The following is a 24,326-nucleotide window of genomic DNA, read 5'->3' on the forward strand; positions in this document are numbered from 1 at the left end:
AATAAGTTGTTGACACAAAATAAAAAGAGGCATAGAGTATTTATTATTTTAGTTATTACAAAAAAAGGAAGTGATTTAATGCTTAGACATATGAAGAAAAGAATTACGTTTTCAGCTCCACTTATTATTGCTGGAAGCTTTCTATGTTTAATCTCATTAGGTACGATTTTATTGAAGTTACCCATTGCAACGACAACTGATATTTCATGGGTAGATGCGTTATTTGTTGCTACTTCTGCAACGACGGTTACTGGACTTAGTGTGTTTGACCCTGGAACGACTTTGACGCTTTTTGGGGAGATTGTCCTTCTCTTTCTTATCCAATGTGGAGGAATTGGATTAATGACTTTTGCAGTTGCTGTGCTAATTTTGCTTGGCAAGAAAATTGGTTTACAGCATAGAATTTACTTACAGGAGTCTTTTAGTCTGGAATCGATTGGTGGTATTGTAAAACTAACAAAGCTAATCTTACTATTTGTCTTATCTGTTGAAACTGTCGCAATTATTTTGTTAACACTTCATTGGATTCCAACTTACGGCTTCGGAGATGCTTTTTATTTTAGTTTATTTCATGTAGTATCAGCCTTTAATAATGCCGGTTTTTCATTGTTCCCTGACAATTTAATGGGATTTACGAATGATCCGATTGTTAATTTCTTATTATCTAGTTTGTTTATTATCGGTGGGCTTGGGTTTGTCGTAGTTGTCGATATTTTTCAAAAGAAATCCTTTCATAGCTGGTCTTTACATACGAAATTGATGGTCGTAGGAACGATTGGTATGAATATTTTTGCAACTATTATTCTCTTTCTATTGGAATATCATAATACCGAGACAATCGGTACTATGGGGTTTTTAGAGAAGATCTATACTTCATATTTCAATGCAGTAACTCCTCGAACTGCAGGGTTTAATATGATAGATTATGCTCAAATGGAGGATGCTTCTTTATTATTTACGATGTTTTTAATGTTCATAGGTGGTGGTAGCGCATCAACCGCTTCGGGTATTAAGTTAACAACTTTTATGGTGGCAATATTAGCGACATTTGCTTTCTTTCGTTATCAAGAGGAGCCAATACTTTTTGGTAGAACGATTCGTAAGGAAACAATTATTCGTTCGTTAGCTATTTCTACTGTTAGTTTAATGATTGTATTTTTATTTACTTTTGCGTTAACGATTAGTGAAAGACTTCCATTACTACCTCTAATGTTTGAGGTATTTTCTGCATTCGGTACTGTAGGTTTATCGATGGGAGTTACCTCGCAACTAAGTGATGTTGGTGAAGTCCTCATATGTATCGTTATGTTCCTAGGTAGAATCGGACCGCTTACATTATTTTTCATTTTGACGAAACCGAAAAAAGTAAATTATCGCTTTCCGTATGATCAGGTTTTTACGGGTTAATCTTCCGTAGAGTAAAATTTGGGTTTGACGTGTGCTGACTCCAGCTTTTCACTGGAAAGATAATCGGATGGTTCCTCTCCATAAGTAGAATACATTCCACAAAAAATAGACCGCCTCCAAATGTAAGAACATTTGGAGGCGGTCTATGTTTTTTAGCGCTTTACAATCTCTTCTTGTAAAATTTTGTTTACAAGAGGTGGGTTCGCTTGGCCTTTTGTTGCTTTCATGATTTGACCTACTAGGAAACCAATTGCACGATCTTTCCCGTTTTTAAAGTCTTCAATTGATTGTGGATTAGCATCCAAAGTTGCTACGACAATTTCACGAAGTGCGCCTTCGTCTGAAATTTGTACTAATCCTTTTGCTTTTACAATTTCTTCTGCAGAGCCACCATTTTCGATAAGCTCCTTGAATACTTTTTTAGCTATTTTAGATGAAATTGTTCCATCTTCAATTAATTTAATCATGCCAGCAAGTCCAGCTGGAGTTAAAGGAGTAGCAGATAACTCTTTTTGCTCAGCGTTTAAATAAGCAGAAACTTCGCCCATTAACCAGTTAGCAGAAAGTTTGACATCTGCTCCATCAGTTGTTGTTGCTTCAAAGAAGTTCGCCATGTCTTTTGATAATGTTAATACATGAGCATCATATGGAGATAAACCAAGCTCTTCGACGTAACGTTGTTTACGTGCATCTGGTAGCTCTGGAATTTCTGCGCGTACACGTTCTAACCAAGCATCATCAATTACAAGGTCAACTAAATCCGGTTCAGGGAAATAACGATAATCGTCTGTTCCTTCTTTAACACGCATAAGGATTGTTTTACCTGTTTTCTCATCATAACGACGAGTTTCTTGTTCAATTACTCCACCTGAAGAAAGTACTTGTGCTTGACGGATTTCTTCATGTTCTAAACCTCTACGTACATAGTTGAAAGAGTTTAAGTTTTTCAACTCTGTTTTAGTACCAAATTCTTCTTGGCCATATGGACGTATAGAAATATTAGCATCACAGCGTAAAGATCCTTCTTCCATTTTACAGTCCGAAACATCTGTATATTGGATAATGGCTTTTACTTTTTCCAGGTAAGCATAAGCTTCTTCAGGAGTACGAATGTCTGGCTCTGATACGATTTCCACGAGAGGAGTTCCTTGACGGTTAAAGTCTACTAAAGAATATCCATCCGCATGTGATAATTTACCCGCATCTTCTTCCATATGAAGACGAGTAATACCAATACGCTTTTTCTCACCGTTAACTTCAATTTCAACCCATCCATTTTTACCAATTGGCTTATCAAATTGTGAAATTTGATACGCTTTTGGATTGTCAGGGTAGAAATAATTTTTACGGTCAAATTTTGTATTTTGTTCGATTTCCATGTTTAATGCAAGAGCTGCACGCATAGCAAAATCGACCACGTTTTTATTTAACACAGGTAGTACTCCAGGATATCCAAGATCTACTACTGTTGTATTTGTATTTGGCTCAGCCCCAAAGTGATTTGGTGCAGCAGAGAAGATTTTAGAGTTAGTTTTTAACTCTACGTGTACTTCTAATCCAATAACTGTTTCAAAGTTCATGTTATTTTCCCTCCCAGATTTGAGGAGTTTGTGTATGGAAATCAGTCGCTTGCTCATAAGCATGAGCTACACGATAAATTGTCGACTCATCAAAGTAATTTCCAATAATTTGTAAGCCAAGTGGTAAGCCGTTTTCAAATCCACATGGGATAGAAATAGCTGGGACACCTGCTAGGTTAATTGGAATAGTTAAAATATCGTTTGCATACATCGTTAATGGATCTTCTACGTTCTCACCAATTTTAAATGCTGGTGTTGGTGCAGTAGGCCCGACAATAACATCATAGTCTGCTAATACTTTATCGTAATCTTCTTTGATTAATGTACGAACTTGTTGTGCTTTTTTATAGTAAGCATCGTAAGTACCAGCGCTTAAAGAATAAGTTCCCAGCATAATACGACGTTTTACTTCATCCCCAAACCCTTGAGAACGAGTTTCTTTATAAAGATCCATTAAGTTTTGTACATTTTCTGCACGGAAACCATAACGAATACCATCGAAACGAGAAAGGTTAGATGAAGCTTCTGAAGATGAAAGAATATAGTATGTTGCTAAAGCGTATTTCGAATGTGGTAATGAAACCTCTTCCCAAGTTGCTCCTAGATTCTCCAATACTTTTAATGCATCAAGAACGGATTGACGAACTGCTTCGCTAACACCTTCACCTAAATATTCTTTCGGTACTGCGATTCGAAGACCTTTAACATCACCAGTTAGAGCTGATGCGAAACTTGGTACTTCTACGTCTGCAGAAGTAGAATCATGTGGATCAAGTCCAGAAATTGCTTCTAGTAATAATGCATTATCTGTTACATTGCGAGTAATCGGACCGATTTGGTCAAGGGAAGATGCGAACGCAACTAATCCAAAACGTGAAACTCGTCCATAAGTAGGTTTCATCCCAACAACACCACAATAAGATGCTGGTTGACGGATTGAACCACCTGTATCAGAACCTAATGAGAATGGAACTTCTCCTGCTGCTACTGCAGCTGCTGATGCACCAGAAGAACCTCCAGGTACTCGGTCAAGTGACCATGGATTTTTTGTTGTTTTATATGCTGAGTTTTCATTCGAAGAACCCATTGCAAATTCATCCATGTTTAATTTCCCAATAGTGACCATTCCTGCAGCGCGTAGCTTTTTCACAACAGTTGCATCATAAATTGGATTGAATCCTTTTAATATTTTACTTGCACAAGTTGTTTCTAAACCTTCTGTTACAATATTATCTTTCACTCCGATTGGTAGACCAAATAATGGTCCACGTTCTGCAAAAGGTACTTGATCTAATTCTGCAGCTGTTGCTGTCGCTTTTTCTTTATTTAATGCTAAGAAAGCCTCTACATCACCATCTAGTTTTTCTACGCGTTCATAAGCTTCTTTTGTCAAATCAGCGATTGTAATTTCATTGCTATGTAAAAGCGCTTGTAGTTCTTTTGCTGAACGTTCAAATAACGTCATACTTTTCCCTCCTAACAACTATTAATCCATAATGGACGGTACTTTTACTTGACCTGCTTCTTGTTCTTTTACATTTAACATCATCGTTTCGCGGTCTAATCCTTTAATTGCTTCATCTTTACGTAAAACATTTACTAAAGGTAAGACATGCGTTGTTGGTACTACATTCGTAGTATCCAATTCTTTTAGTTGCTCTGCAAAGTCCGTAATTGCTGCTAACTGCACTGCAAACTTTTCAGCCTCTTCTTCTGTGATTGCTAATCGTGCTAAATGCGCTACGTGCTTTACTTCTTCTTTTGAAATATTCGCCAATTTCCACACCTCCGAATTCAATAACCATAAGCAATATCATATCATTTTTCACTCTAGTTGAACAGAGTGTTACTTTTTCCACTCTTATTGGGTGTATATATGCACATAGGCATCTTCTTCTCCAGATTTCTTCACTAATAATGCTTCTGCTCCATCCAGAGAGTTTATTTGTACCTCTATATTCATAGCAGGATTAAAGTGTGTTTTGATTAAACCAGCTATATGCTGTGTGAACCCAATCAATTCTGCCGTACCGTAGAATTGAATCGGAATTGTAATGGTCAATTTTTGGAGTTGTTGATCTTTAAAATAACCAGTTCCAATCACGCTTGTATAATTTGAAAAATACGTTTCCACATCTTGTTTGAAGTTGCGGAAAATAGTATCTAAATCACGATATTTTTCTTCTGAAGCTGCCGTTGGAAATAATATATATTCTTCATCTATTGCTTTCCAATCTGACACATTTTTCCCGCTTGGAGCAACACCATACGAAAAATATGTTCCGGGAACAACCGCATTTCTACTGTTTTGTTTGAAAAGACCAACAACGATTGGAACATCTGCAAGTCCTTCTATTTGACGCATGCGATTTACTACTTCATCTGCTATTTTCTTCCCATTTTCTTCAATTTGTTTTTGAGTTAATGGCTCTTCAAATGTCGCACCATATGCTTCCTTTTGATAATAATAGATAGAATTTAAAGCAAGCCCTACAGAAACTCCCGCTAGTTTTACAGTGTTATCTACTTTTTCTAAGTAATTTTGCTCCACAATATGCGTAATATAAACAGGTGCATTTTTGGCTTTTTCTTCACCAATTAGCCCTTCATCACTTGGATTTAATCCATCAACTGTTTGATTGCTTCTTGCTAACCACGAACTAATCGTACTGCCTTCTAAATATTGTCCTTCTTGGAATAAATACTTATCCGGGGAAAACTCATTTTGTGATATGCGCAGCAGACCAGTTTCTACTTCTTTCATATCGTATTTCGTTGCAAGATTAGAGACTACCAATCCTCTACTTGCACTTTCCTCATAAGGTAAAATTGTACGGTAGTAATTCTCATCTAATTGTAAACTAGGAATAATCACTGTTTTCGCAGCTTCTTCTTCAGTATTCTGAAGGACTTCTGGTTCTTCTCTCAGTGAAGGAGTACAACCAGAAACAATTAGCACTAAAATTAGCGTAGATAAACCTATATATTTTTTTGCCATGCTTAGAACTCCTTTACTCCGCTAATTGGTCTAGCAGCTTTTGTTCATCCCAGATTTCGATTCCAAGACTTGTAGCTTTTTCTAGCTTAGACCCTGCTTCTTCTCCTGCTATTACTAAATCAGTTTTTTTACTTACACTTCCTGCAACTTTGCCGCCTAATGACTCAATTTTTTCTTTCGCTTCTGGACGTGATAATTGCATCAGCTTTCCTGTTAAGACAACAGTTTTACCCGCAAACGGACTATTCTCTAAAGTCGATACATCAATAATTTTCCCAGTATATTGAAGAACCAATCCAACTTTTCTTAATCGTTGCATGAGCTGTTGTGCTTCTTCTTGCTCAAAATACGTAACGAGGGAGTCTGCCATCTTGTCCCCAATCTCATTGATTGTAATAAGCTCTTCTCTTGTAGCTTTCATTAGTGCTTCGAAGTTATGAAAAGTTTCGGACAGTATTTTCGCTGCTTTTTCTCCAATATGGCGAATGCCAAGACCAAATAATACTCGTTCCATCGAGTTCTCTTTGGAAGCTTCTATTGCAGTCACTAAATTAGTGGCAGATTTCAATCCCATACGCTCTAGCTTAATCAAATCTTCTATTGTTAATTTGTATAAATCAGAAACGTCTTTAATCAATTGCTCCCTAAATAACTGTACGACAACCTTTTCCCCTAGACCTTCAATATTCATCGCATTACGAGAGGCAAAATGATAAATTCCTTCTTGAATTTGAGCGGGACATTGTGGATTCACACATCGTAATGCAACTTCCTCTTCTATTCTCACCAATTCACTCTCACAAACAGGACAATGAGTTGGCATTTCATAAGGTATCTCTGTGCCTTTTCTTTCTTCCAGTATTACCGATACTACTTCTGGTATGATATCGCCAGCTTTTCGAATAATGACACGGTCTCCAATGCGAATATCCTTTTCCCGGATTAAATCTTCATTGTGCAAAGTCGCACGTTGAACCGTAGAACCTGCCACTTGTGCAGGTACTAAGATTGCAGTAGGTGTAACGACTCCAGTTCGTCCAACCGTTAAGTCGATATCAAGTATAGTTGTAACTACTTCTTCTGCAGGGAATTTATAAGCTATCGCAAAGCGCGGACTTTTTGCGGTAAATCCTAGCTCCTCCTGGTGAGCATAGTCATTTACTTTAATCACGATACCATCAATTTCATAAGGTATATCGTTTCTTCTAGCTGTCCATTCTTCTATATACTCAAGTACTTCTTCTATAGAAGAACACTCTCTTGCTTCCTTATTCGTCGGCAGACCTTGTTCTTTCATAAACTTTAATGCCTCGGAGTGTTTATCAACATTCTGCCCTTCTCCGTCACCACCCATGCCGTATACGAACATAGCCAAATTCCTGCTTGCAGCCATTTTTGGATCTAGCTGACGAAGAGATCCTGCAGCAGCATTTCTCGGATTTGCAAATAATTCTTCACTGCGTTCAGCCCGTTCTTCATTTAACTTTTCAAACGAAGCTTTCGGCATATATGCTTCACCTCTTGCTTCAAGTGTTACGTTGTCTTTTAAACGAAGTGGGATCGAGCGGATTGTTTTTATATTACTCGTTATGTCTTCTCCAGTCGTTCCGTCACCACGAGTAGCTCCTCTTACTAAGCGACCTTCTTCGTATAGAAGCGAAACGGCCAATCCATCTATTTTTAATTCGCATACATACGATGGTGTTTCATCAATAATACCAACAATTCGTTTATCAAAATCCCGAAGATCGTCTTCGTTAAATGCATTGGAAAGGCTAAGCATTGGATTTGTATGATTCACTTTTTTAAAACCTTCTGTTACTACTAGTCCTACTCGTTGCGTCGGAGAATCCGGCATTATTAAATGAGGATTTTGTTCTTCTAGTGATATCAATTCATGTAAGTATTGATCATACACTGCATCTGGAACAATCGGATTGTCTAACACGTAGTATGCATATCCATATTCATATAAAAGCTTATGCAGCTCTTTTACTCGTTGTTCTAATTTATCCATGGGGTTTTCCTCCACTAAGTGAATTATCCTTTTTCAATCGGTGCAAATTTAGCGAGCAATCGCTTAATACCAGTCGGACTTGGGAATGCGATATCAAGCTCCGTATCTTCCCCATCACCACGAACACTAACAACCATACCTTCTCCCCATTTTTTATGCGCAGCTTTATCTCCCACTTTCCAGCCCATTTTATCTCCACCTGATTGTTTATACGCGGGTGTAGCAACTGGTGCTCTTCTTGTTTGTGGGGTTGCTATAGAAGTGGTAGAAGAACTCATTTTTCCTTCTTTCTTCCCTCCAACTGATTCGATAATCTCATCTGAAATTTCTGCAATAAAACGGGAAGGACTATTGAAGCTTCCACGACCAAAAATGGTCCGAGATTGTGCACATGTAATAATCAGTCTTTCCTCTGCTCTAGTAATACCAACATAAGCAAGTCGACGTTCTTCTTCCATCTCTTCATCATCCCCAAGAGAACGGGAATGAGGAAAAATATTTTCTTCCATTCCAATGATAAATACTACAGGAAACTCAAGTCCCTTTGCAGCATGCATCGTCATTAAGATGATATTTCCTTGAGATACATCCTGGTCTTCATCTAATTTATCGATATCAGAAATAAGCGCTAAATCTGTTAAGAAGGAGACAAGTGATTTATCGTCACTTTGTTCTTCAAACGCCTTTGTAACAGACAAGAACTCTTCGATATTTTCTAAGCGACTTTCCGCTTCAATCGTTTTTTCATTTTTCAACATAGTTCGGTAGCCTGTTTTTTCTAGCACTTGCTCTACAATCTCGGTTACCGATAGGTACTCTTGCATCTGTGTGAAGTTTTGAATAAGTCCTTGGAATTGCACAACTGAGTTAACAGCACGTGCAGGTAATCCCATGAAATCTACTTCATTCAATGCATCGAGAATGGAGCGATCTTGTTCAAGCGCATACATAGCCATACGTTCAAAAGAAGTTGCGCCAATATTACGTTTCGGCTCATTAATAATTCGCGCTAAGGATAAATCGTCATCGTTGTTGGCAATCAAACGAAGATAGGCTAATAAGTCTTTAATTTCTTTACGATCGTAGAACTTAGTCCCTCCTACTATTGTATACGACATATTCGATTTAACGAGTACTTCCTCCATCACACGTGATTGAGCATTTGTTCGGTATAATATAGCGAAATCGTCCAAGGTACGGTTTTCTTTTTCCATCATTTCTTGAATGGATTGCACAACAAACTGAGCTTCCTGTTGCTCATTAAAAGCACGGAATAGCTGAATTTTTTCGCCTTCATTATTTTCTGTTCTTAGCACCTTAGGATATCTGCTCGTGTTATTACCAATGACGTCATTAGCAGCTTGTAAGATTCTTTGTGAAGAGCGATAATTTTGCTCCAGCATAATCACTGTTGCATTTGGATAATCCTTTTCAAACGATAAAATATTTTGAATATCTGCTCCACGCCAGCGATAAATGGATTGATCGGAGTCACCAACGACACAAATGTTTTTGAATTTCTGTGCAAGCATCTGTACTAATTCGTATTGTGCTTTATTGGTATCTTGGTACTCATCTACATGAATATATTGGAATTTATTTTGATAAAACTCTAGTACTTCGGGCACTCGTTTAAAGAGGGTCAACGTTGTCATAATTAAATCATCAAAATCGAGGGATTGGTTTTTTCTTAAACGCTTTTCATACCCTTTATATACCTCAGCAACGTTTTTTTCAAATGGGTTAAATTCGTTCATCTGCGCTTTAAATGTATCTGCGTCAATACATATATTTTTAGCACTACTAATTGCATTTAACATCGAACGTGGATCATACTTTTTCGAATCAATATTTTGTTCTTTTAAAATAGTTTTTATAACCGATAACTGATCAGTCGTATCTAAAATAGAGAAATTTTTCGAAAAACCGATTCGATCAATATCTCTCCTTAAAATACGAACACACATCGAGTGAAAAGTGGAGACCCACATACTCTCTCCAGTTCCTGCACCCAAGATACTATTGATACGTTCACGCATTTCACGTGCAGCTTTATTTGTAAATGTAATGGCAAGTATTTTGGAAGGATAGACTTCCTTTTCCACTATTAAATACGCAATTCGATGCGTTAATACACGTGTTTTACCAGACCCTGCTCCAGCCATAATGAGTAGAGGACCATCTGTTGTTTTTACAGCTTTTTCTTGCTCTTTGTTCATACCGTTTAATAAATTTTTCGCTATAAGCTCCATAATACACTCCCTCTACAAGAACATTCGTTCCTATCATTATACATTTGAATCTTACTTTTCTCAAATGTTACTTGACTGCATTTACTGTTTTCAATGCTTCTTCTAAATTTTCATACACTTGATTCCCTATAATAATTGTATCTGCATAGGCCGCCATTTCCTTTGCCTGCGCTTCCGTTTGTATTCCTCCACCATAAAAAAGGTGTGTACGAACAAGAACGGATTTCACTTGTTTCACAGCCTCTACATCCCCATACATCCCGCTATATTCCATATAAAAAATAGGGAACTTGAACATATGCTCGACCATTTGAGCATAAGCAATAATATCATCTGTTGTTTCTACCTGCTGAGCATTTGTCAGCATAGCAGCCTTGCAATCAGGATTTAAGACACAATATCCCTCAGGAATAATTTCTTCCCAGTTCATTAATTCACCGAATTCTTTCATTGCAGCATGATGTAAATCTTTCACCCATTTGGTATCCGTGCTATTTAAGACACTTGGAATAAAATAAAAATCAAAGCCAGGCGTAATAGACTCGATTGTAGATACTTCTAGAGCTACAGGAACAGCATATCTTCTAACACGCATCAATAAATCAATAACATTATCAAGTGTAATATCATCCGAACCACCAATAATAATTGCGTCGGTCCCAGATTCACAAATCTTCTCTAAATCTTCAGCGTCAATTGTTTTTGCCGGATCCAATTTAAATATATGTCGCCATTCTTTATAATCCATTATCTCACCTACATATAGTTAATTTACATTCATTCATTATAACAAAAAAACTGAACAGATATCTCTGTTCAGTAAAGGCCATCGTGAAAAACATATTTATAGTTAATATGTCAGGCTTTTTAAAAAAAGTATGTCAAAGTCTGAGCTTATTCTTTCGAATTTGGGATAGGTAATTCCTCTGGATAAAGACGACCAAGCATCTCATCATAGGTTCCGTTGCCATAATCAAATGCGCGTCTTACACGTGAAATTGTTGCAGTACTTGCACCTGTTTCTTTCTTAATAGTTTCATATGTTTTTTTCATGCGTAATAAATGTGATACTTCAAAACGCTGTGCCAAGGATTGAATCTCGCTTATTGTACATAAGTCATCAAAAAATCGATAACATTCATCCATATCTTTTAATTGTAAAATCGCTTGAAATAATTGGTCCGTTTGATGACCTTTGATTTTTTCAATTTGCATATTCGTTTCATTCCTCTCTATACTATCAATTGTCAAGGTAAAAAGTTTACCATACTTTCTAATCCTGGTTTCATTGGAACAAAACTAATCCATGTTTTCCCTTGCACTAGTTTTGCAGGAACCCCATTTTCCATAGGAACGAGAACCCCATCAACATTTTCCCACTCAATGACCTTCATTACACCAGCTTGGAATAGATAAGCGTTCCCACCACCAGTTAAAGTGATTTGCTGTCGGCCAGCATTATCAATGGTTTTATGAGGCATTTCCATAAAAATGACATTTGAAAGTTTCACAGGTTCATCTGTTTCTTTGTCGATCGTTAAGATTCCAGCTGTTTTCCTTTCATATAGGCCTTCCTCTGGTATATACGTATACTCATTTTCAAAACTTGATCCTGAACCATATCGTATGCTTACGTTAGTAACGGGATTTCCAATTTTTGCACCTTCTAATGAATCGTAGAAGCTGAAAGTGGGAACTTTATCGATATTCATCGAGGCTCCTACTCGTTCTGCACCTGCAAAAATATTTTCGTTTGAAATGTACGAATTATGTGGTGCTTTACGATCCTTTGATCGTTTAAAGAGTATTCCATCATACTGCATACCATTAATATTATCAACAACTTTTGCATTTAGCATTTTCTGTGCATCAGGACTATATCCATGTGCAATATAAAATGCATCTAATCCTTTTGCGATGTCTATAAAATAGTCACGTGCACTTCGAACAGGTCCTATATTTTCCGGAATACTACTTTGATAGAGAGCTAGGAATCTCGTGACATTTCCTTCCGCTAGCATTTCATATACGATATCTGCTTGTGAAATTCCGGACTGTGGTCTAGCTAGTGGATGATTATTGATCGTCACAAGAATCGGTCTTTGTGTTAATTCTATTTCTGAGCCGACTCCTGTAAAAGGTGCGGTAAATGGTAACACAACTGGTTCTTCTACTACATCTACTGTCTCTTCTATAGGCTCTTCTACTGGTTTTACTTCTTCCTTAACTTCTTCCTCGTTGGAACAAGCCATAAGAAGTAAACAAATAACACCTAAAAATCCCCATTTTTTGAACACATATATCCCCCTACCTCATAACAGCTGGAAATAGTACTTGTTTTTTCATGACATCGAAAATACCTCTTTGTGTAACTCGTACATATGGTAAATGTGTAGCCTGCAAAAAGGATAAAGTATAAATAGCATCCCCATGCCTAAATCCTCTTGCAGCTAGCTCTTTCTTCAGAAGCAACTCTTCTTCTATTAACTCTTCCATTGGCTTATCAGATAGTCCTCCACCAATAGCAAGATTAACAGAACAAACAACTTCATCATTCTCAACGAGGACAATTCCTCCATTCATCTTCTTCATTTCGTTAAATGCCTGTAGCATGCATTTTTTATTTTTACCGATTAATAAAAAGTCACCGGTGCTAGAATAAGAAGATGCAAATCCCTTTAAGGTCGTAGCAAACCCTTTAATCAGGGTGGAAACTTTCCATTTACCATGGCGATCTATTAACAAAAGGAAGCTTTCATCATGACTCGTCGACAGTTCATTGTCTGTCGTATCGACGCTGATTGAATAAGGCTTTGTAATAACATCGTTTACCATTTCAATTCCAAAAGGCATGGAAAATTGAAAGTCAGACTCCGACAAGTCGAAGTCTATATTTAGATCTGGCATATCCGACCAATCAATTGGAGCAAATGCATGCACTTGTTCACTAGCTCGTTTTAACCATACTCCTTTTGATAAAACGCTTATTGGTACAGGACTTTGCTCATCTACTAAAAAGTTAAGTGTGGCAAATCTTCCTGTTGCAATTACCCCGTGTAAATTAGATAAATTATAATATTTTGCTACATTAAATGAAGCCATTAAATAAGCATCGATTGGATTTACCCCAGCATCTAAAGCTACTTGAATACACTTATCCATCACTCCATCTGTATGAAATGAAGGGGTTGCACCATCTGTAGTCATCATTAAATGATCAAAAATATGAAGATCCTTCTCTAGTATACCTTTTAGTAATATGGGTAAATCAGGACGAATGGATGAGTGACGAAGCGTCACAGCATAACCATGAAGAATTCGTCTTTCCACTTCTTCTATGGTCATCGATTCATGATCGCCATCTGCTCCAAGAAGACGCATGCGTGCAAGCGTGCGCTCCGATGCTCCTGGGAAATGACCTTCAATTTTCATACCATTCGTTTTTGCTTGCTGCATCCAATACAACATCTGATCATCGCCAGAAAGTAATCTCGGCCAACCAGTTAGCTCCCCCCCCATAATAACATCTGGTCTCTCTATCCATTCACCGACTTTTTTAGAAGTGAATAATTCTTCTTCATTTTCAAGCTCTGTTTGCGAATCAAAACGAGCCCACCAATAGAACGCGAAGGGTAATTCCTTTAATTGGCCCATTATTGAAAACGCTTTCTTATTCTCAAGCATCAAAAAGAAGATTAAGTTATCTGCTATGAATGTAGTAGTTCCTAGCTGCGCTGCATAATCTGCAAAGGTTTGTGGATTATATAGTTGGAATGGATGTACATGAGGTTCAATATAGCCTGGCACAATCTTTTGACCAGTTGCATCATACACTTCTGTTTTACCCGAAATAAGAGGCATTTCTGAACCAGTGTATACAATTCGGTCTTTTACAATCCAAATATTACCGGTAATCCATTTTTTTAAATGACTGTGTAGATAAGTTGCATTGGTAATAAGAATATCTGGTGCTTGTGTTCCATTCACAACATCTATTTGATGTCTTATCTCTTCTATTTTCCAAATTGGATATTGCATACCATCCATGCTCCTTCCTGTAAATATGTACTTAGAAATAATATTAGCATAGTACTTTAGTAAAGCAAAGTGTTGAATTCTATTTTTAGTAAATTCTGAGAAAAAAATTATATTATGGGCTCTGTTAAATTAGGCTGTTGTTTTTTTGAAGCATATATTTTGTGCCGAAAATCCGCGAGACTCCTACGGAAAAACGGGCTGCCAAGACCACAGATCCTTATTATAAAAGAGGATGTCTCCAACAAATCGCTGGGACATCCTCTTTTAACTATTGAAACGTTCTCCAGCCTATATCTTTTCTGAAAAATAAACCTTCCCATTCTAACTTAGATAGGCCTATATATACTTTTTGTTGTGCTTCTTTCAACGTTGACTCGCTTCCTACTACTAAAATAACGCGGCCTCCATTTGCAATAAAACCTTCCGTTCCAGCTTTAGTACCAGCATGGAACACGTGAAGACCTGCTTCTTCTAGAACAGCAAGATTTGGCAACTGAGCACCTTTTTGTACATCACTTGGATAACCAGCAGATGCGATGACAACACCTAGCATTTCTGCATCAGACCATTCCAACTCAAAAGGTTTTTCATTCATTAGAGCGGTAATGAAAAGTCCAAAATCCGAAGTCATACGAGGAAGTACTACTTGTGTTTCCGGATCTCCAAAACGAGCATTGAACTCGATTACTTTTGGTCCATCATCAGTTATTATTAGTCCTGCATATAAAATACCGGTGAATGGTGTACCTTCTTGTTCCATTGCTTTCACTGTTGGTACCACAACTGTATTGTAAGCTAGTTCTACTACTTCGCTTGCAATTTGAGGAACTGGTGAATAAGCACCCATTCCTCCAGTATTTGGCCCCTTGTCACCATCATATGCACGTTTATGGTCTTGAGAAATAACCATTGGATAAATTTGACCGTTATGCACAAATGACATATAGGAAATTTCTTCTCCAACTAGAAACTCTTCAATTACTACACTTGACGATGATTCACCAAATAATTGATTGCCAATCATATCTTCGACCGCTGTATTCGCTTCGTCCACGGACATTGCGACAACGACACCTTTACCTGCTGCCAGACCGTCTGCTTTTATAACGATTGGAGCACCAAGCTTTTCAATATATGCTTTTGCCTTGTCTACTTCTGTAAACGTTTCATAGGCAGCAGTTGGAATATTATATTTTTTCATCAGCTCTTTAGCGAACGATTTACTTCCTTCCAATTGTGCTGCAGCTTTGTTAGGTCCAAAAATACGAAGATTGTGCTTAGTGAAGTGATCAACGATTCCGGCCACAAGTGGTTGCTCTGGCCCAACAAATGTTAGATCAATCTCATTTTCTATAGCAAACTGTGCAAGCTCTTCAAATGCCATTGAATCGATTGGGATAATCTGTGCATCATTTACCATTCCAGCATTTCCTGGTGCTACAAATACTTTATCGACAGAAGGAGAAGCATTAAATTGCTTTACGATGGCATGCTCACGGCCACCACTACCAATTACGAGAATTTTCATGTACAAAGCCTCCCTTAATGTTTGAAATGACGAACGCCAGTGAATACCATTGCAATTCCATATTCGTTTGCTTTATCGATAGAATCTTGGTCTTTTACAGACCCACCAGTTTGAATAATTGCTGTGATACCAGCTTTTGCAGCAGTTTCTACTGTATCGTTCATTGGGAAGAATGCGTCCGATGCAAGTCCTGCCCCTTTTGCACGTTCTCCAGCTTGCTCTAATGCAATTTTAGCAGATCCTACACGATTCATTTGTCCAGCACCAACGCCAATTGTCATATCTTCTGTAGCCACTACAATTGCGTTAGATTTCACGTGTTTCACTACGTTCCAGCCAAGCTCTAATGCTTTCCACTCTTCTGCTGTAGGCTCACGGTCTGTTACTACTCTCACGTCTGCATCTTTTAAACCATAAGTATCTGGAGATTGAATTAATAGTCCACCTTCTACAGAAACTGTGTTCCATGCATCTTTTTTCGTTTGTTCGTAAGAGATAGTGAGAAGACGAATGTTTTTCTTCGCAGTCAACATAGCAATTGCTTCTTCTGTGAAGGAAGGAGCGATGATGATTTCTAAGAAAATGCCTGCTAAAACTTTTGCAGTTGCTGCATCTACTTCACGATTCAACGCAACGATACCTCCGAAAATGGACGTTGAATCTGCTTCATATGCTTTATTAAAAGCAGCAGAGATTGTTTCGCCTGTTCCAACACCACAAGGATTCATATGTTTTACTGCTACTGCAGCAGGAATTTCAAATTCTTTCACGATTTGAATAGCAGCATTTGCATCTTGAATGTTGTTATAAGAAAGCTCCTTACCATGCAATTGAGTTGCAGAAGCAATCGAGAAATCAGATCCAAGTGGACGTTGGTAAAATGCTGCTTTTTGGTGAGGATTTTCACCGTAACGTAAAGCTTGCTTACGCTCATATGTAAGTGTTAGTAATTCAGGGAATTCTTCGCCAGTTAAATCTGTCATGTAGCTAGCGATCAAAGCATCGTATGCTGCTGTGTGACGGAAAACTTTTGCAGCTAGCTTGCGACGTGTTTCTAGTGTCGTTTCACCAGTTTCTTTTAACTGTGCTAATACTTCCGCATAGTCAGAAGCATCTGTTACCACTGTTACGTATTGATGGTTTTTTGCAGCAGAACGTAACATTGATGGACCACCGATATCGATATTTTCAATCGCATCTTCAAATGCAACATTAGGTTTTGAAATAGTTTCACGGAAAGGATATAAATTCACACATACTACTTGTATAGGTGTAATACTATGTTCTTCTAGTTGTGCTTGGTGAGAAGGATCATCATGTTTCGCTAATAATCCACCATGAATCATTGGATTTAATGTTTTTACGCGCCCATCTAAAATTTCTGGGAAGTTTGTTACAGAGTCTACTGATGTAATAGCCACACCATTTTCTTCTAAAAATGATTTCGTTCCACCAGTTGATAAAATTTCATACCCTAATTCAACTAACTCTTTTGCAAATTCAAGAATTCCTGATTTATCCGAAAGGCTAATTAACGCACGTTTTGCCACAATAATTCCTCCTCTTATTTAAGAAAAGCCGGTAATGCTACCGGCTCCATAGTTCTTGTAAAGTCTTCGTATATAATGAATGCTCTAGCGTGTGGATTCGTTCTTCGGTTTTCTCTCTATCTCCAACTACAACTTCAACTGCAGCCTGGGCTAAGATGGGTCCTGTATCCATTCCGGCATCCACATAATGAACTGTAACTCCAGTAACCTTCGCCCCGTGCTCCAATGCTTGTCCAATTGCATCTTTTCCTGGGAAAGAAGGAAGTAAGGAAGGATGGATATTAATGATTCGACTCGGATATGCATTTAGTAACACATTGCCTACTAATCGCATGTAACCAGCAAGTACAATCCATTCCACCTTCAACTCCATTAGCTTCCGCAATATTTCTTTCTCATACGCTTCTTTTGAAGGGAATTCCTTTTGGATGACAACAAGAGTTTCGATACCCGCTTCTTTCGCTCTTTGAATAACGAAAGCATCACGCTTGTCGGTTACAACAAGCTGGATGCTACCACATAGTTTCCCACTTTGAATGGCATCGTAAATGGCTTGAAAATTACTGCCACTCCCAGATGCAAACACTGCAAACTTAGGAGTTTCTATCATTACACTAAACTCCCGTCATGCGCTCCGTTGAATAAAACACCTTCACCTTTCACAACACGACCGATTGTATAAGCTTTTTCTCCATGAGCTTCCGCAATTGCAATTGCTTTTTCCGCTTCTTCTGCAGATAAAGCTAGGACAAAGCCTACACCCATATTAAAGACATTATATAAATCACGGTCCGTCAACTCGCCTTTTTCTTTCAGTAAATCGAAAACAGGAAGCACTTCCCATGAGCCTAATTCGACTTCCACTGCTAAACCTTCTGGCATCATACGTGGCAAGTTTTCATAGAAGCCTCCACCAGTAACATGTGCCATTCCATGAATAGAAAGTGAATCATGCATTTCCATTACCGGCTTCGCATAAATTTTAGTTGGTGTTAAAAGAGCTTTTCCTATTTCGCCAAGGCCTTCATAACCTTCTACAACCGTTTCCGGAGTGTAACCTTGTTCTTCAAATATAACTTTACGAACAAGTGAATAACCATTCGAGTGTACGCCGCTAGATGCAAGTCCAACTAACACGTCACCTTCGGCAATATTCTCACCTGTTACAATTTTTGATTTTTCACAAGCACCCACAGCAAATCCAGCTAAGTCATACTCGTCTTCCTCGTATAGACCTGGCATTTCCGCTGTTTCGCCGCCGATTAAAGCTGCTCCAGATTGTACACAACCATCTGCAACGCCCTTTACAATTTGCTCAATACGAGCAGGAACTGCTTTCCCTACTGCAACATAGTCCAGGAAGAATAATGGTTGTGCTCCTTGTGCCACAATATCATTCACACACATTGCAACACAATCCACCCCAATTGTATCGTGTGAATCTGTCATAAACGCTAATTTTAACTTCGTACCTACACCATCTGTTCCAGAAATAAGGACAGGTTCTTTATAATTTAATGAAGACAAATCGAACATGCCGCCGAAACCACCGAAAGTACCCATGATCCCTTTTCTAGATGTACGTTCGACATGTGATTTCATTCGCTGAACTGCTTCATAACCAGCTTCAATATTAACGCCTGCTTTTTCATATGCTTTTGACATGTAAAATCCTCCTATCGAACAAGCTCTTTTTCATGCGGTAATTTGGTATTCGGAGCGATTGGAGTCGGATACTCGCCAGTAAAACAAGCTAAGCAATGCCCACAATTTTTCCCTTCATCCGTTCGACCAATTGATTCCACCATGCCTTCTACTGATAAAAAGGAAAGAGAGTCCGCACCAATGAGTTCACGCATTTCTTCCACGCTATTATTAGCTGCAATTAACTCCTCATCCGAACTAATATCAATCCCATAGAAACAAGGATTTTTAAGTGGAGGTGAGCTAATAACAACATGTACCTCTTTCGCTCCAGCCTCTTTCAACATGTTCACAATACGTCTAGAAGTAGTCCCACGTACGATAGAATCATCCACCATTACTACGCGTTTTCCCGCTACGACTTGACGTACTGGTGAAAGCTTCATCTTAACGCCGCGCTCACGAAGATCTTGTGATGGCTGGATAAATGTACGACCCACATAACGGTTTTTAATAAGTCCCATTTCATAAGGGATTCCAGATGCTTCCGAAAACCCTATTGCCGCTGAAATACTAGAATCCGGCACTCCCGTAACAATATCTGCATCTACTTGGATTTCTTTTGCAAGCTGTTTTCCAAGGCGTTTTCTTGCCATGTGGATATTAATACCATCGATATTCGAATCAGGTCGAGAGAAGTAGACATACTCCATTGTACAAATAGCACGTTCTGCTGGCTCCGAAAAACGTTCGGAACGTAAACCTTCATCATTAATAATAATAAGCTCGCCTGGTTCAACAGAACGAATAGCTTCTGCACCGATCAAATCAAATGCACTTGTTTCCGAAGCTACTACCCAAGCATCGCCAAGTTTACCTAGTGAAAGTGGACGCATGCCATGTGGATCCAGGGCAACTAATAATTTATCTTCTGTTAAAATAATTACTGCAAATGCACCATCTAATAATCTTAGCGCTTCTTTTGCACGATCCACTACCGAATTATGATGACTTTTCTTCAATAAATGTGCAATTACTTCTGTATCAGAAGTCGTTTGAAAAATACTACCTTGCTGTTCTAAGTTTCGTTTTAAACGACCCGCATTTACGATGTTTCCATTATGTGCGATTGCAAGACTCCCAGTAGTCGAATTAAAAAGAAGTGGTTGAACATTTTCAAGACCAGATCCGCCTGAAGTTGCATAACGAACATGTGCTACTCCAGCTTTTCCTTCTAGTTTTTCAAGCTTGCCATTACTGAAGACATCATTTACTAAACCTTCACCTTTGACAGCTCTTAATACTTTTCCGTCTGTTACGACAATTCCAGCGCCTTCTTGACCTCGATGTTGAAGTGCATGCAAACCATAATAACTTATCGGTGCAGGATCCGGGTGTCCCCAAATTCCAAAAACACCACATTCTTCGTTTAAGCCTCTGATGTCAGCAAGCATGGTATTGCTCCTTTCCAAGCGGAACGGAATTCGTCAACAGAACCGCTAATCCATTCAGTTCCGTCTTCGTTAGTAATCACTACTTTATTAGCATCTGTTACAGCACCAATTTTAACCGCGTCTTTTACGATTTCTTCAAATTTAGCTGCATTTTCAGGTTTAACAGTTATAAGGAAACGTGATTGAGATTCACTAAATAATGCTGTTGTTGCAGAACCATTAATAGTTACTTCTACTCCAAGTCCATTCGCACCAAAAGCTTTTTCTGCTAATGCTACTGCAAATCCGCCTTCTGCGATATCATGTGCAGATTGTACGACACCAGACTTGATAGCTGTAAGTAACGCTTTTTGACGTGCCGCTTCTACTTGTAAATCAATAGTAGGCGATTGACCAAAGATACGTTTCTCAACCATTTTCTGAAGCTCAGATCCACCAAATTCTGTTTTGGTTTCGCCCATTAGATAGATGAAATCTCCAGCTTGCTTCACTGATTGAGTTGTTACATGAGCCAAGTCTTCTACAAGTCCAACAAGACCAATTGTTGGTGTCGGATAAACTGCTGTACCACTTCTTTCATTGTATAAGGACACGTTCCCACCGATTACTGGTGAATCTAATGCGATACAAGCTTCTGAAATACCATCAGCTGATTTATCTAACTGCCAGAAGATTTCAGGGTTTTCCGGGTTACCAAAGTTTAAGCAGTCTGTAATAGCAAGTGGTTTTGCACCCGAACATACTACATTACGAGCAGCTTCGGCTACTGCAATTTTCCCACCTACTACTGGATCTAAATAGATGTATCTAGAGTTACAGTCAGTTGTCATTGCTAATCCTTTATTCGTTCCACGAACACGTACTACTGCTGCATCTGAACCAGGTGTTACAACTGTGCTTGTACGTACTTGATAGTCATATTGATCATAAACCCATTCTTTTGAAGCAATTGTAGGTTGTTGAAGTAAGTTCAATAAAGTTTCTTTATAATCTGACACTGCTGGCTCCACGTTCTCCATTGCTTGGAATTCCGTAAAGTAAGCAGGTACAGAAGATGGTTTATAATACACTGGTGCTTCTTCAGCTAGTGCATCTGCAGGAACTTCTGCTACAACTTCTCCGTTATGAAGCAGACGAAGCATTTTATCATTCGTTACTTTACCTACAGCAACACAGTCTAAATCGTACTTTTCAAAAATCTGTACGATTTCATCTTCGCGCCCTTTTTTCACAACGATTAGCATACGTTCCTGTGATTCAGAAAGCATCATTTCATATGCAGTCATACCAGTTTCACGTTGAGGAACAAAGTCTAAGTTCATTTCTACACCGTGACCAGCCTTAGATGCCATTTCAGCAGATGATGACGTTAAACCTGCAGCACCCATATCTTGAATACCAATGATTGCATCTGATTTGATTACTTCTAAACATGCTTCCAGAAGTAATTTCTCCATAAATGGATCTCCAACTTGAACTGCTGGACGTTTTTCTTCTGAAGCTTCAGTTAATTCTTCCGAGGCGAATGTCGCACCGTGGATACCGTCACGTCCTGTTTTTGCTCCAGCGTACATGACTGTATTTCCTTCACCAGCCGCAATCCCTTTTTGAATATCTTCATGATTAATCAAACCAACGCACATTGCGTTAACTAGTGGATTACCTTCGTAACAGTCGTCAAATTGGATTTCTCCACCAACTGTTGGAATCCCGATACAGTTACCATAGCCAGCAATCCCTGCTACAACTTCTTCAAATAAGTATTTCACTCTTGGAGTTTTCAATTCGCCAAAACGTAATGAATTCAACATCGCAATTGGACGAGCACCCATGGAGAAAACGTCACGAATAATTCCACCAACACCTGTAGCTGCTCCTTGGTATGGTTCAATTGCAGATGGGTGATTGTGCGACTCCATTTTAAATACAACCGCTTGACCGTCACCAATATCAACGATTCCAGCACCTTCACCTGGTCCTTGTAGTACTTGAGGGCCTTTTGTAGGGAATTTACGTAATACTGGCTTCGAGTTTTTATATGAGCAGTGTTCAGACCACATAACAGAGAACAAACCTGTTTCTGTATAGTTTGGAAGACGACCTAAAATCTTTTCTACCATTTCAAATTCTTCATCTGACATACCCATTTGAGCGTATAATTTTTGTTCTTTAATTTGCTCTGGATTTGGTTCAAGCATGATTGACATGAGATTCCCTCCACTGTTTCACAATTGATTTAAATAAAGCTAGTCCGTCTGATCCGCCCATAATGTCATTAGCAGCTCGTTCTGGATGTGGCATCATTCCAAGTACGTTTCCTTTTTCATTCACGATACCTGCAATGTCTTCGATACTTCCATTTGGATTTTCAGATGCATAAGTAAATACGATTTGATTATTCTCTTTTAAACTAGCAAGCGTTTCTTCGTCGCAATAATAATTCCCTTCGCCGTGTGCAATTGGAATTTGAATCACTTGGTCTTTTTCATATGCTGAAGTAAATTGAGTTTCATTATTTACAACTTGAAGTTCAACTGTACGGCACATAAATTTCAAGTTTTTGTTACGTAATAAAGCTCCTGGTAGAAGACCCGCTTCTGTTAACACTTGGAATCCATTACAAATACCTAGAACTGGTTTACCTGCTTCTGCTGCTTTCACAACTTCAGACATTACATTAGATTGTTTAGCCATTGCGCCACAACGTAAGTAATCACCATAAGAGAAGCCACCTGGTAATAATACCCCATCGAATCCGCTTAAGTCCGTTGCATCATGCCACACGTACTCTACTTCTTCTCCAAGCTCATCTTTAATCGCGTGATACATATCTAAATCACAGTTCGATCCTGGAAAAACGATTACTGCAAATTTCATTTGCTCGTAACCTCCTCAACCTCGTAACGATAGTCTTCAATTACTGTGTTTGTTAGAAGTTTTTCACACATTTCTTTCACAACTGTATCTAAATCACTACCTGCTTCTTCGATTTGAAGCTCTAGAAACTTACCGATACGAACATCTTTCACTTCGTTGTAATTCATGGAGTGAAGAGCACCCATAACAGCTGAACCTTGTGGATCTAAAACACTTTCACGTAATGTTACATATACTTTAACTTTTTTCATTTTGATAATCCTCCTAGGCGGGAAAGTATTATTTCATAAACTTCTGTTAAGCTTCCTAAATTACGTCTAAACACATCTTTGTCTAGTTTGTTGTTCGTTTCGTCATCCCATAGTCTACATGTATCAGGAGAGATTTCATCTGCCAGCAGGATTTCACCTTCTGGAGTTTTACCAAATTCCAATTTAAAATCTATTAACTTAACACCTATTTCTTTAAAAATAGGTTGAAGTACTTTATTGATTTCCAATGCTTTAGTTTGAAGCGTCTCTATTTCTTCAGGTGTTGCAAGAGCAAGTAATTCTAAATGTGCATTTGTCAGTAAAGGATCCCCAAGTGCATCGTCTTTGTAATAAAATTCTACAATCGTATGTTTTAGAGGAATTCCTTCTTCCATACCTAATCTTTTTGCAAGACTTCCTGCTGCTACATTTCGAACAACTACTTCCAGTGGAATAATTTCCACTTTTCTTACCAGTTGTTCATTCTCTGAAATTTGCTCCACAAAATGAGACTCAATTCCATGCTTTTTCAATTGATCAAATAGAATGGTTGTGATTTTATTGTTTAATATCCCTTTACCATCTATTTCTTCTTTTTTCTCTCCATTAAAAGCTGTAGCGCTATCCTTGTATGAAACATATAGAATATTTTCATCCTCTGTTGCGAATAATTGTTTTGCCTTACCTTCATATAAAAGACGACCTTTTTCCAATGAAAATCCCTCCGATA

Annotated in this window: 20 protein-coding genes; 1 reads left to right on the forward strand and 19 read right to left on the reverse strand. The window is 38.3% G+C overall.

Annotated features, from left to right (window positions below; genetic code table 11):
• Window positions 1-45 precede the first annotated feature (45 nt).
• Window positions 46-1,407 carry a TrkH family potassium uptake protein gene (locus MHH81_RS17155; protein ID WP_340925311.1) on the forward strand — a complete coding sequence of 454 codons (1,362 nt, stop codon included), beginning with the start codon at window positions 46-48 and terminating at the stop codon, window positions 1,405-1,407.
• 152 nt (window positions 1,408-1,559) lie between these two features.
• Here the strand turns inward: MHH81_RS17155 and gatB are convergent, their stop codons facing one another.
• From gatB to purC, 19 genes are all read right to left on the reverse strand, one after another.
• Window positions 1,560-2,987: an Asp-tRNA(Asn)/Glu-tRNA(Gln) amidotransferase subunit GatB gene (gatB, locus tag MHH81_RS17160; protein ID WP_340923534.1), complete on the reverse strand. Its 1,428-nt coding sequence runs from the start codon at window positions 2,985-2,987 to the stop codon at window positions 1,560-1,562.
• Window position 2,988: 1 nt separating this feature from the next.
• On the reverse strand, window positions 2,989-4,452 hold the full coding sequence (gene gatA, locus MHH81_RS17165; protein ID WP_340923537.1) for an Asp-tRNA(Asn)/Glu-tRNA(Gln) amidotransferase subunit GatA: 1,464 nt from the start codon (window positions 4,450-4,452) through the stop codon (window positions 2,989-2,991).
• Window positions 4,453-4,473: 21 nt separating this feature from the next.
• A complete protein-coding gene (gene gatC / locus MHH81_RS17170) occupies window positions 4,474-4,764 on the reverse strand; it encodes an Asp-tRNA(Asn)/Glu-tRNA(Gln) amidotransferase subunit GatC (protein WP_340923542.1) in 291 nt (96 codons plus the stop codon).
• 84 nt (window positions 4,765-4,848) lie between these two features.
• Window positions 4,849-5,985, reverse strand: a complete 1,137-nt coding sequence (locus MHH81_RS17175; protein WP_340923545.1) for a CamS family sex pheromone protein — start codon at window positions 5,983-5,985, stop codon at window positions 4,849-4,851.
• Between the two features lie 13 nt (window positions 5,986-5,998).
• On the reverse strand, window positions 5,999-8,002 hold the full coding sequence (gene ligA / locus MHH81_RS17180) for an NAD-dependent DNA ligase LigA (RefSeq protein WP_340923548.1): 2,004 nt from the start codon (window positions 8,000-8,002) through the stop codon (window positions 5,999-6,001).
• Between the two features lie 23 nt (window positions 8,003-8,025).
• Window positions 8,026-10,254, reverse strand: a complete 2,229-nt coding sequence (gene pcrA / locus MHH81_RS17185; protein ID WP_340923550.1) for a DNA helicase PcrA — start codon at window positions 10,252-10,254, stop codon at window positions 8,026-8,028.
• A 67-nt stretch (window positions 10,255-10,321) separates the two neighbouring features.
• Complete coding sequence (locus MHH81_RS17190) at window positions 10,322-11,005, reverse strand: heptaprenylglyceryl phosphate synthase (RefSeq protein ID WP_340925313.1); 684 nt, start codon at window positions 11,003-11,005, stop codon at window positions 10,322-10,324.
• Between the two features lie 143 nt (window positions 11,006-11,148).
• Window positions 11,149-11,469: a YerC/YecD family TrpR-related protein gene (locus MHH81_RS17195; protein WP_340923552.1), complete on the reverse strand. Its 321-nt coding sequence runs from the start codon at window positions 11,467-11,469 to the stop codon at window positions 11,149-11,151.
• A 32-nt stretch (window positions 11,470-11,501) separates the two neighbouring features.
• Window positions 11,502-12,551, reverse strand: a complete 1,050-nt coding sequence (locus MHH81_RS17200; RefSeq protein ID WP_340923555.1) for a DUF3048 domain-containing protein — start codon at window positions 12,549-12,551, stop codon at window positions 11,502-11,504.
• A gap of 10 nt (window positions 12,552-12,561) precedes the next feature.
• The gene (locus MHH81_RS17205) at window positions 12,562-14,292 is read right to left on the reverse strand and encodes an adenine deaminase C-terminal domain-containing protein (RefSeq protein ID WP_340925315.1); all 1,731 of its coding nucleotides are present in this window, start codon (window positions 14,290-14,292) and stop codon (window positions 12,562-12,564) included.
• A 268-nt stretch (window positions 14,293-14,560) separates the two neighbouring features.
• The gene (purD, locus tag MHH81_RS17210) at window positions 14,561-15,820 is read right to left on the reverse strand and encodes a phosphoribosylamine--glycine ligase (protein WP_340923558.1); all 1,260 of its coding nucleotides are present in this window, start codon (window positions 15,818-15,820) and stop codon (window positions 14,561-14,563) included.
• Window positions 15,821-15,834: 14 nt separating this feature from the next.
• A complete protein-coding gene (gene purH, locus MHH81_RS17215; protein ID WP_340923561.1) occupies window positions 15,835-17,370 on the reverse strand; it encodes a bifunctional phosphoribosylaminoimidazolecarboxamide formyltransferase/IMP cyclohydrolase in 1,536 nt (511 codons plus the stop codon).
• 37 nt (window positions 17,371-17,407) lie between these two features.
• Window positions 17,408-17,980, reverse strand: a complete 573-nt coding sequence (gene purN, locus MHH81_RS17220; protein WP_340923563.1) for a phosphoribosylglycinamide formyltransferase — start codon at window positions 17,978-17,980, stop codon at window positions 17,408-17,410.
• Window positions 17,980-19,035 carry a phosphoribosylformylglycinamidine cyclo-ligase gene (purM, locus tag MHH81_RS17225; protein ID WP_340923565.1) on the reverse strand — a complete coding sequence of 352 codons (1,056 nt, stop codon included), beginning with the start codon at window positions 19,033-19,035 and terminating at the stop codon, window positions 17,980-17,982. The genes purN and purM overlap by 1 nt, the downstream gene beginning before the upstream one ends.
• Before the next feature lie 11 nt (window positions 19,036-19,046).
• Window positions 19,047-20,468 (reverse strand): amidophosphoribosyltransferase, encoded by a 1,422-nt coding sequence (purF, locus tag MHH81_RS17230; protein WP_340923569.1) that lies wholly within the window; start codon window positions 20,466-20,468, stop codon window positions 19,047-19,049.
• Window positions 20,444-22,675, reverse strand: coding sequence for a phosphoribosylformylglycinamidine synthase subunit PurL (purL, locus tag MHH81_RS17235; RefSeq protein WP_340923571.1), 2,232 nt, complete (start codon window positions 22,673-22,675; stop codon window positions 20,444-20,446). Before purL ends, purF begins: the two co-directional genes overlap by 25 nt.
• Entirely contained in the window at window positions 22,659-23,345 is a 687-nt protein-coding gene (gene purQ / locus MHH81_RS17240) for a phosphoribosylformylglycinamidine synthase subunit PurQ (protein ID WP_340923574.1), read from the reverse strand. The genes purL and purQ overlap by 17 nt, the downstream gene beginning before the upstream one ends.
• Window positions 23,342-23,596 carry a phosphoribosylformylglycinamidine synthase subunit PurS gene (gene purS, locus MHH81_RS17245; RefSeq protein ID WP_340923576.1) on the reverse strand — a complete coding sequence of 85 codons (255 nt, stop codon included), beginning with the start codon at window positions 23,594-23,596 and terminating at the stop codon, window positions 23,342-23,344. Before purS ends, purQ begins: the two co-directional genes overlap by 4 nt.
• The gene (purC, locus tag MHH81_RS17250; protein ID WP_340923577.1) at window positions 23,593-24,309 is read right to left on the reverse strand and encodes a phosphoribosylaminoimidazolesuccinocarboxamide synthase; all 717 of its coding nucleotides are present in this window, start codon (window positions 24,307-24,309) and stop codon (window positions 23,593-23,595) included. Before purC ends, purS begins: the two co-directional genes overlap by 4 nt.
• Window positions 24,310-24,326: the final 17 nt, after the last annotated feature.

Origin of the sequence: Psychrobacillus sp. FSL H8-0484 (assembly GCF_038005325.1) — a bacterium.
GTDB lineage: Bacteria > Bacillota > Bacilli > Bacillales_A > Planococcaceae > Psychrobacillus.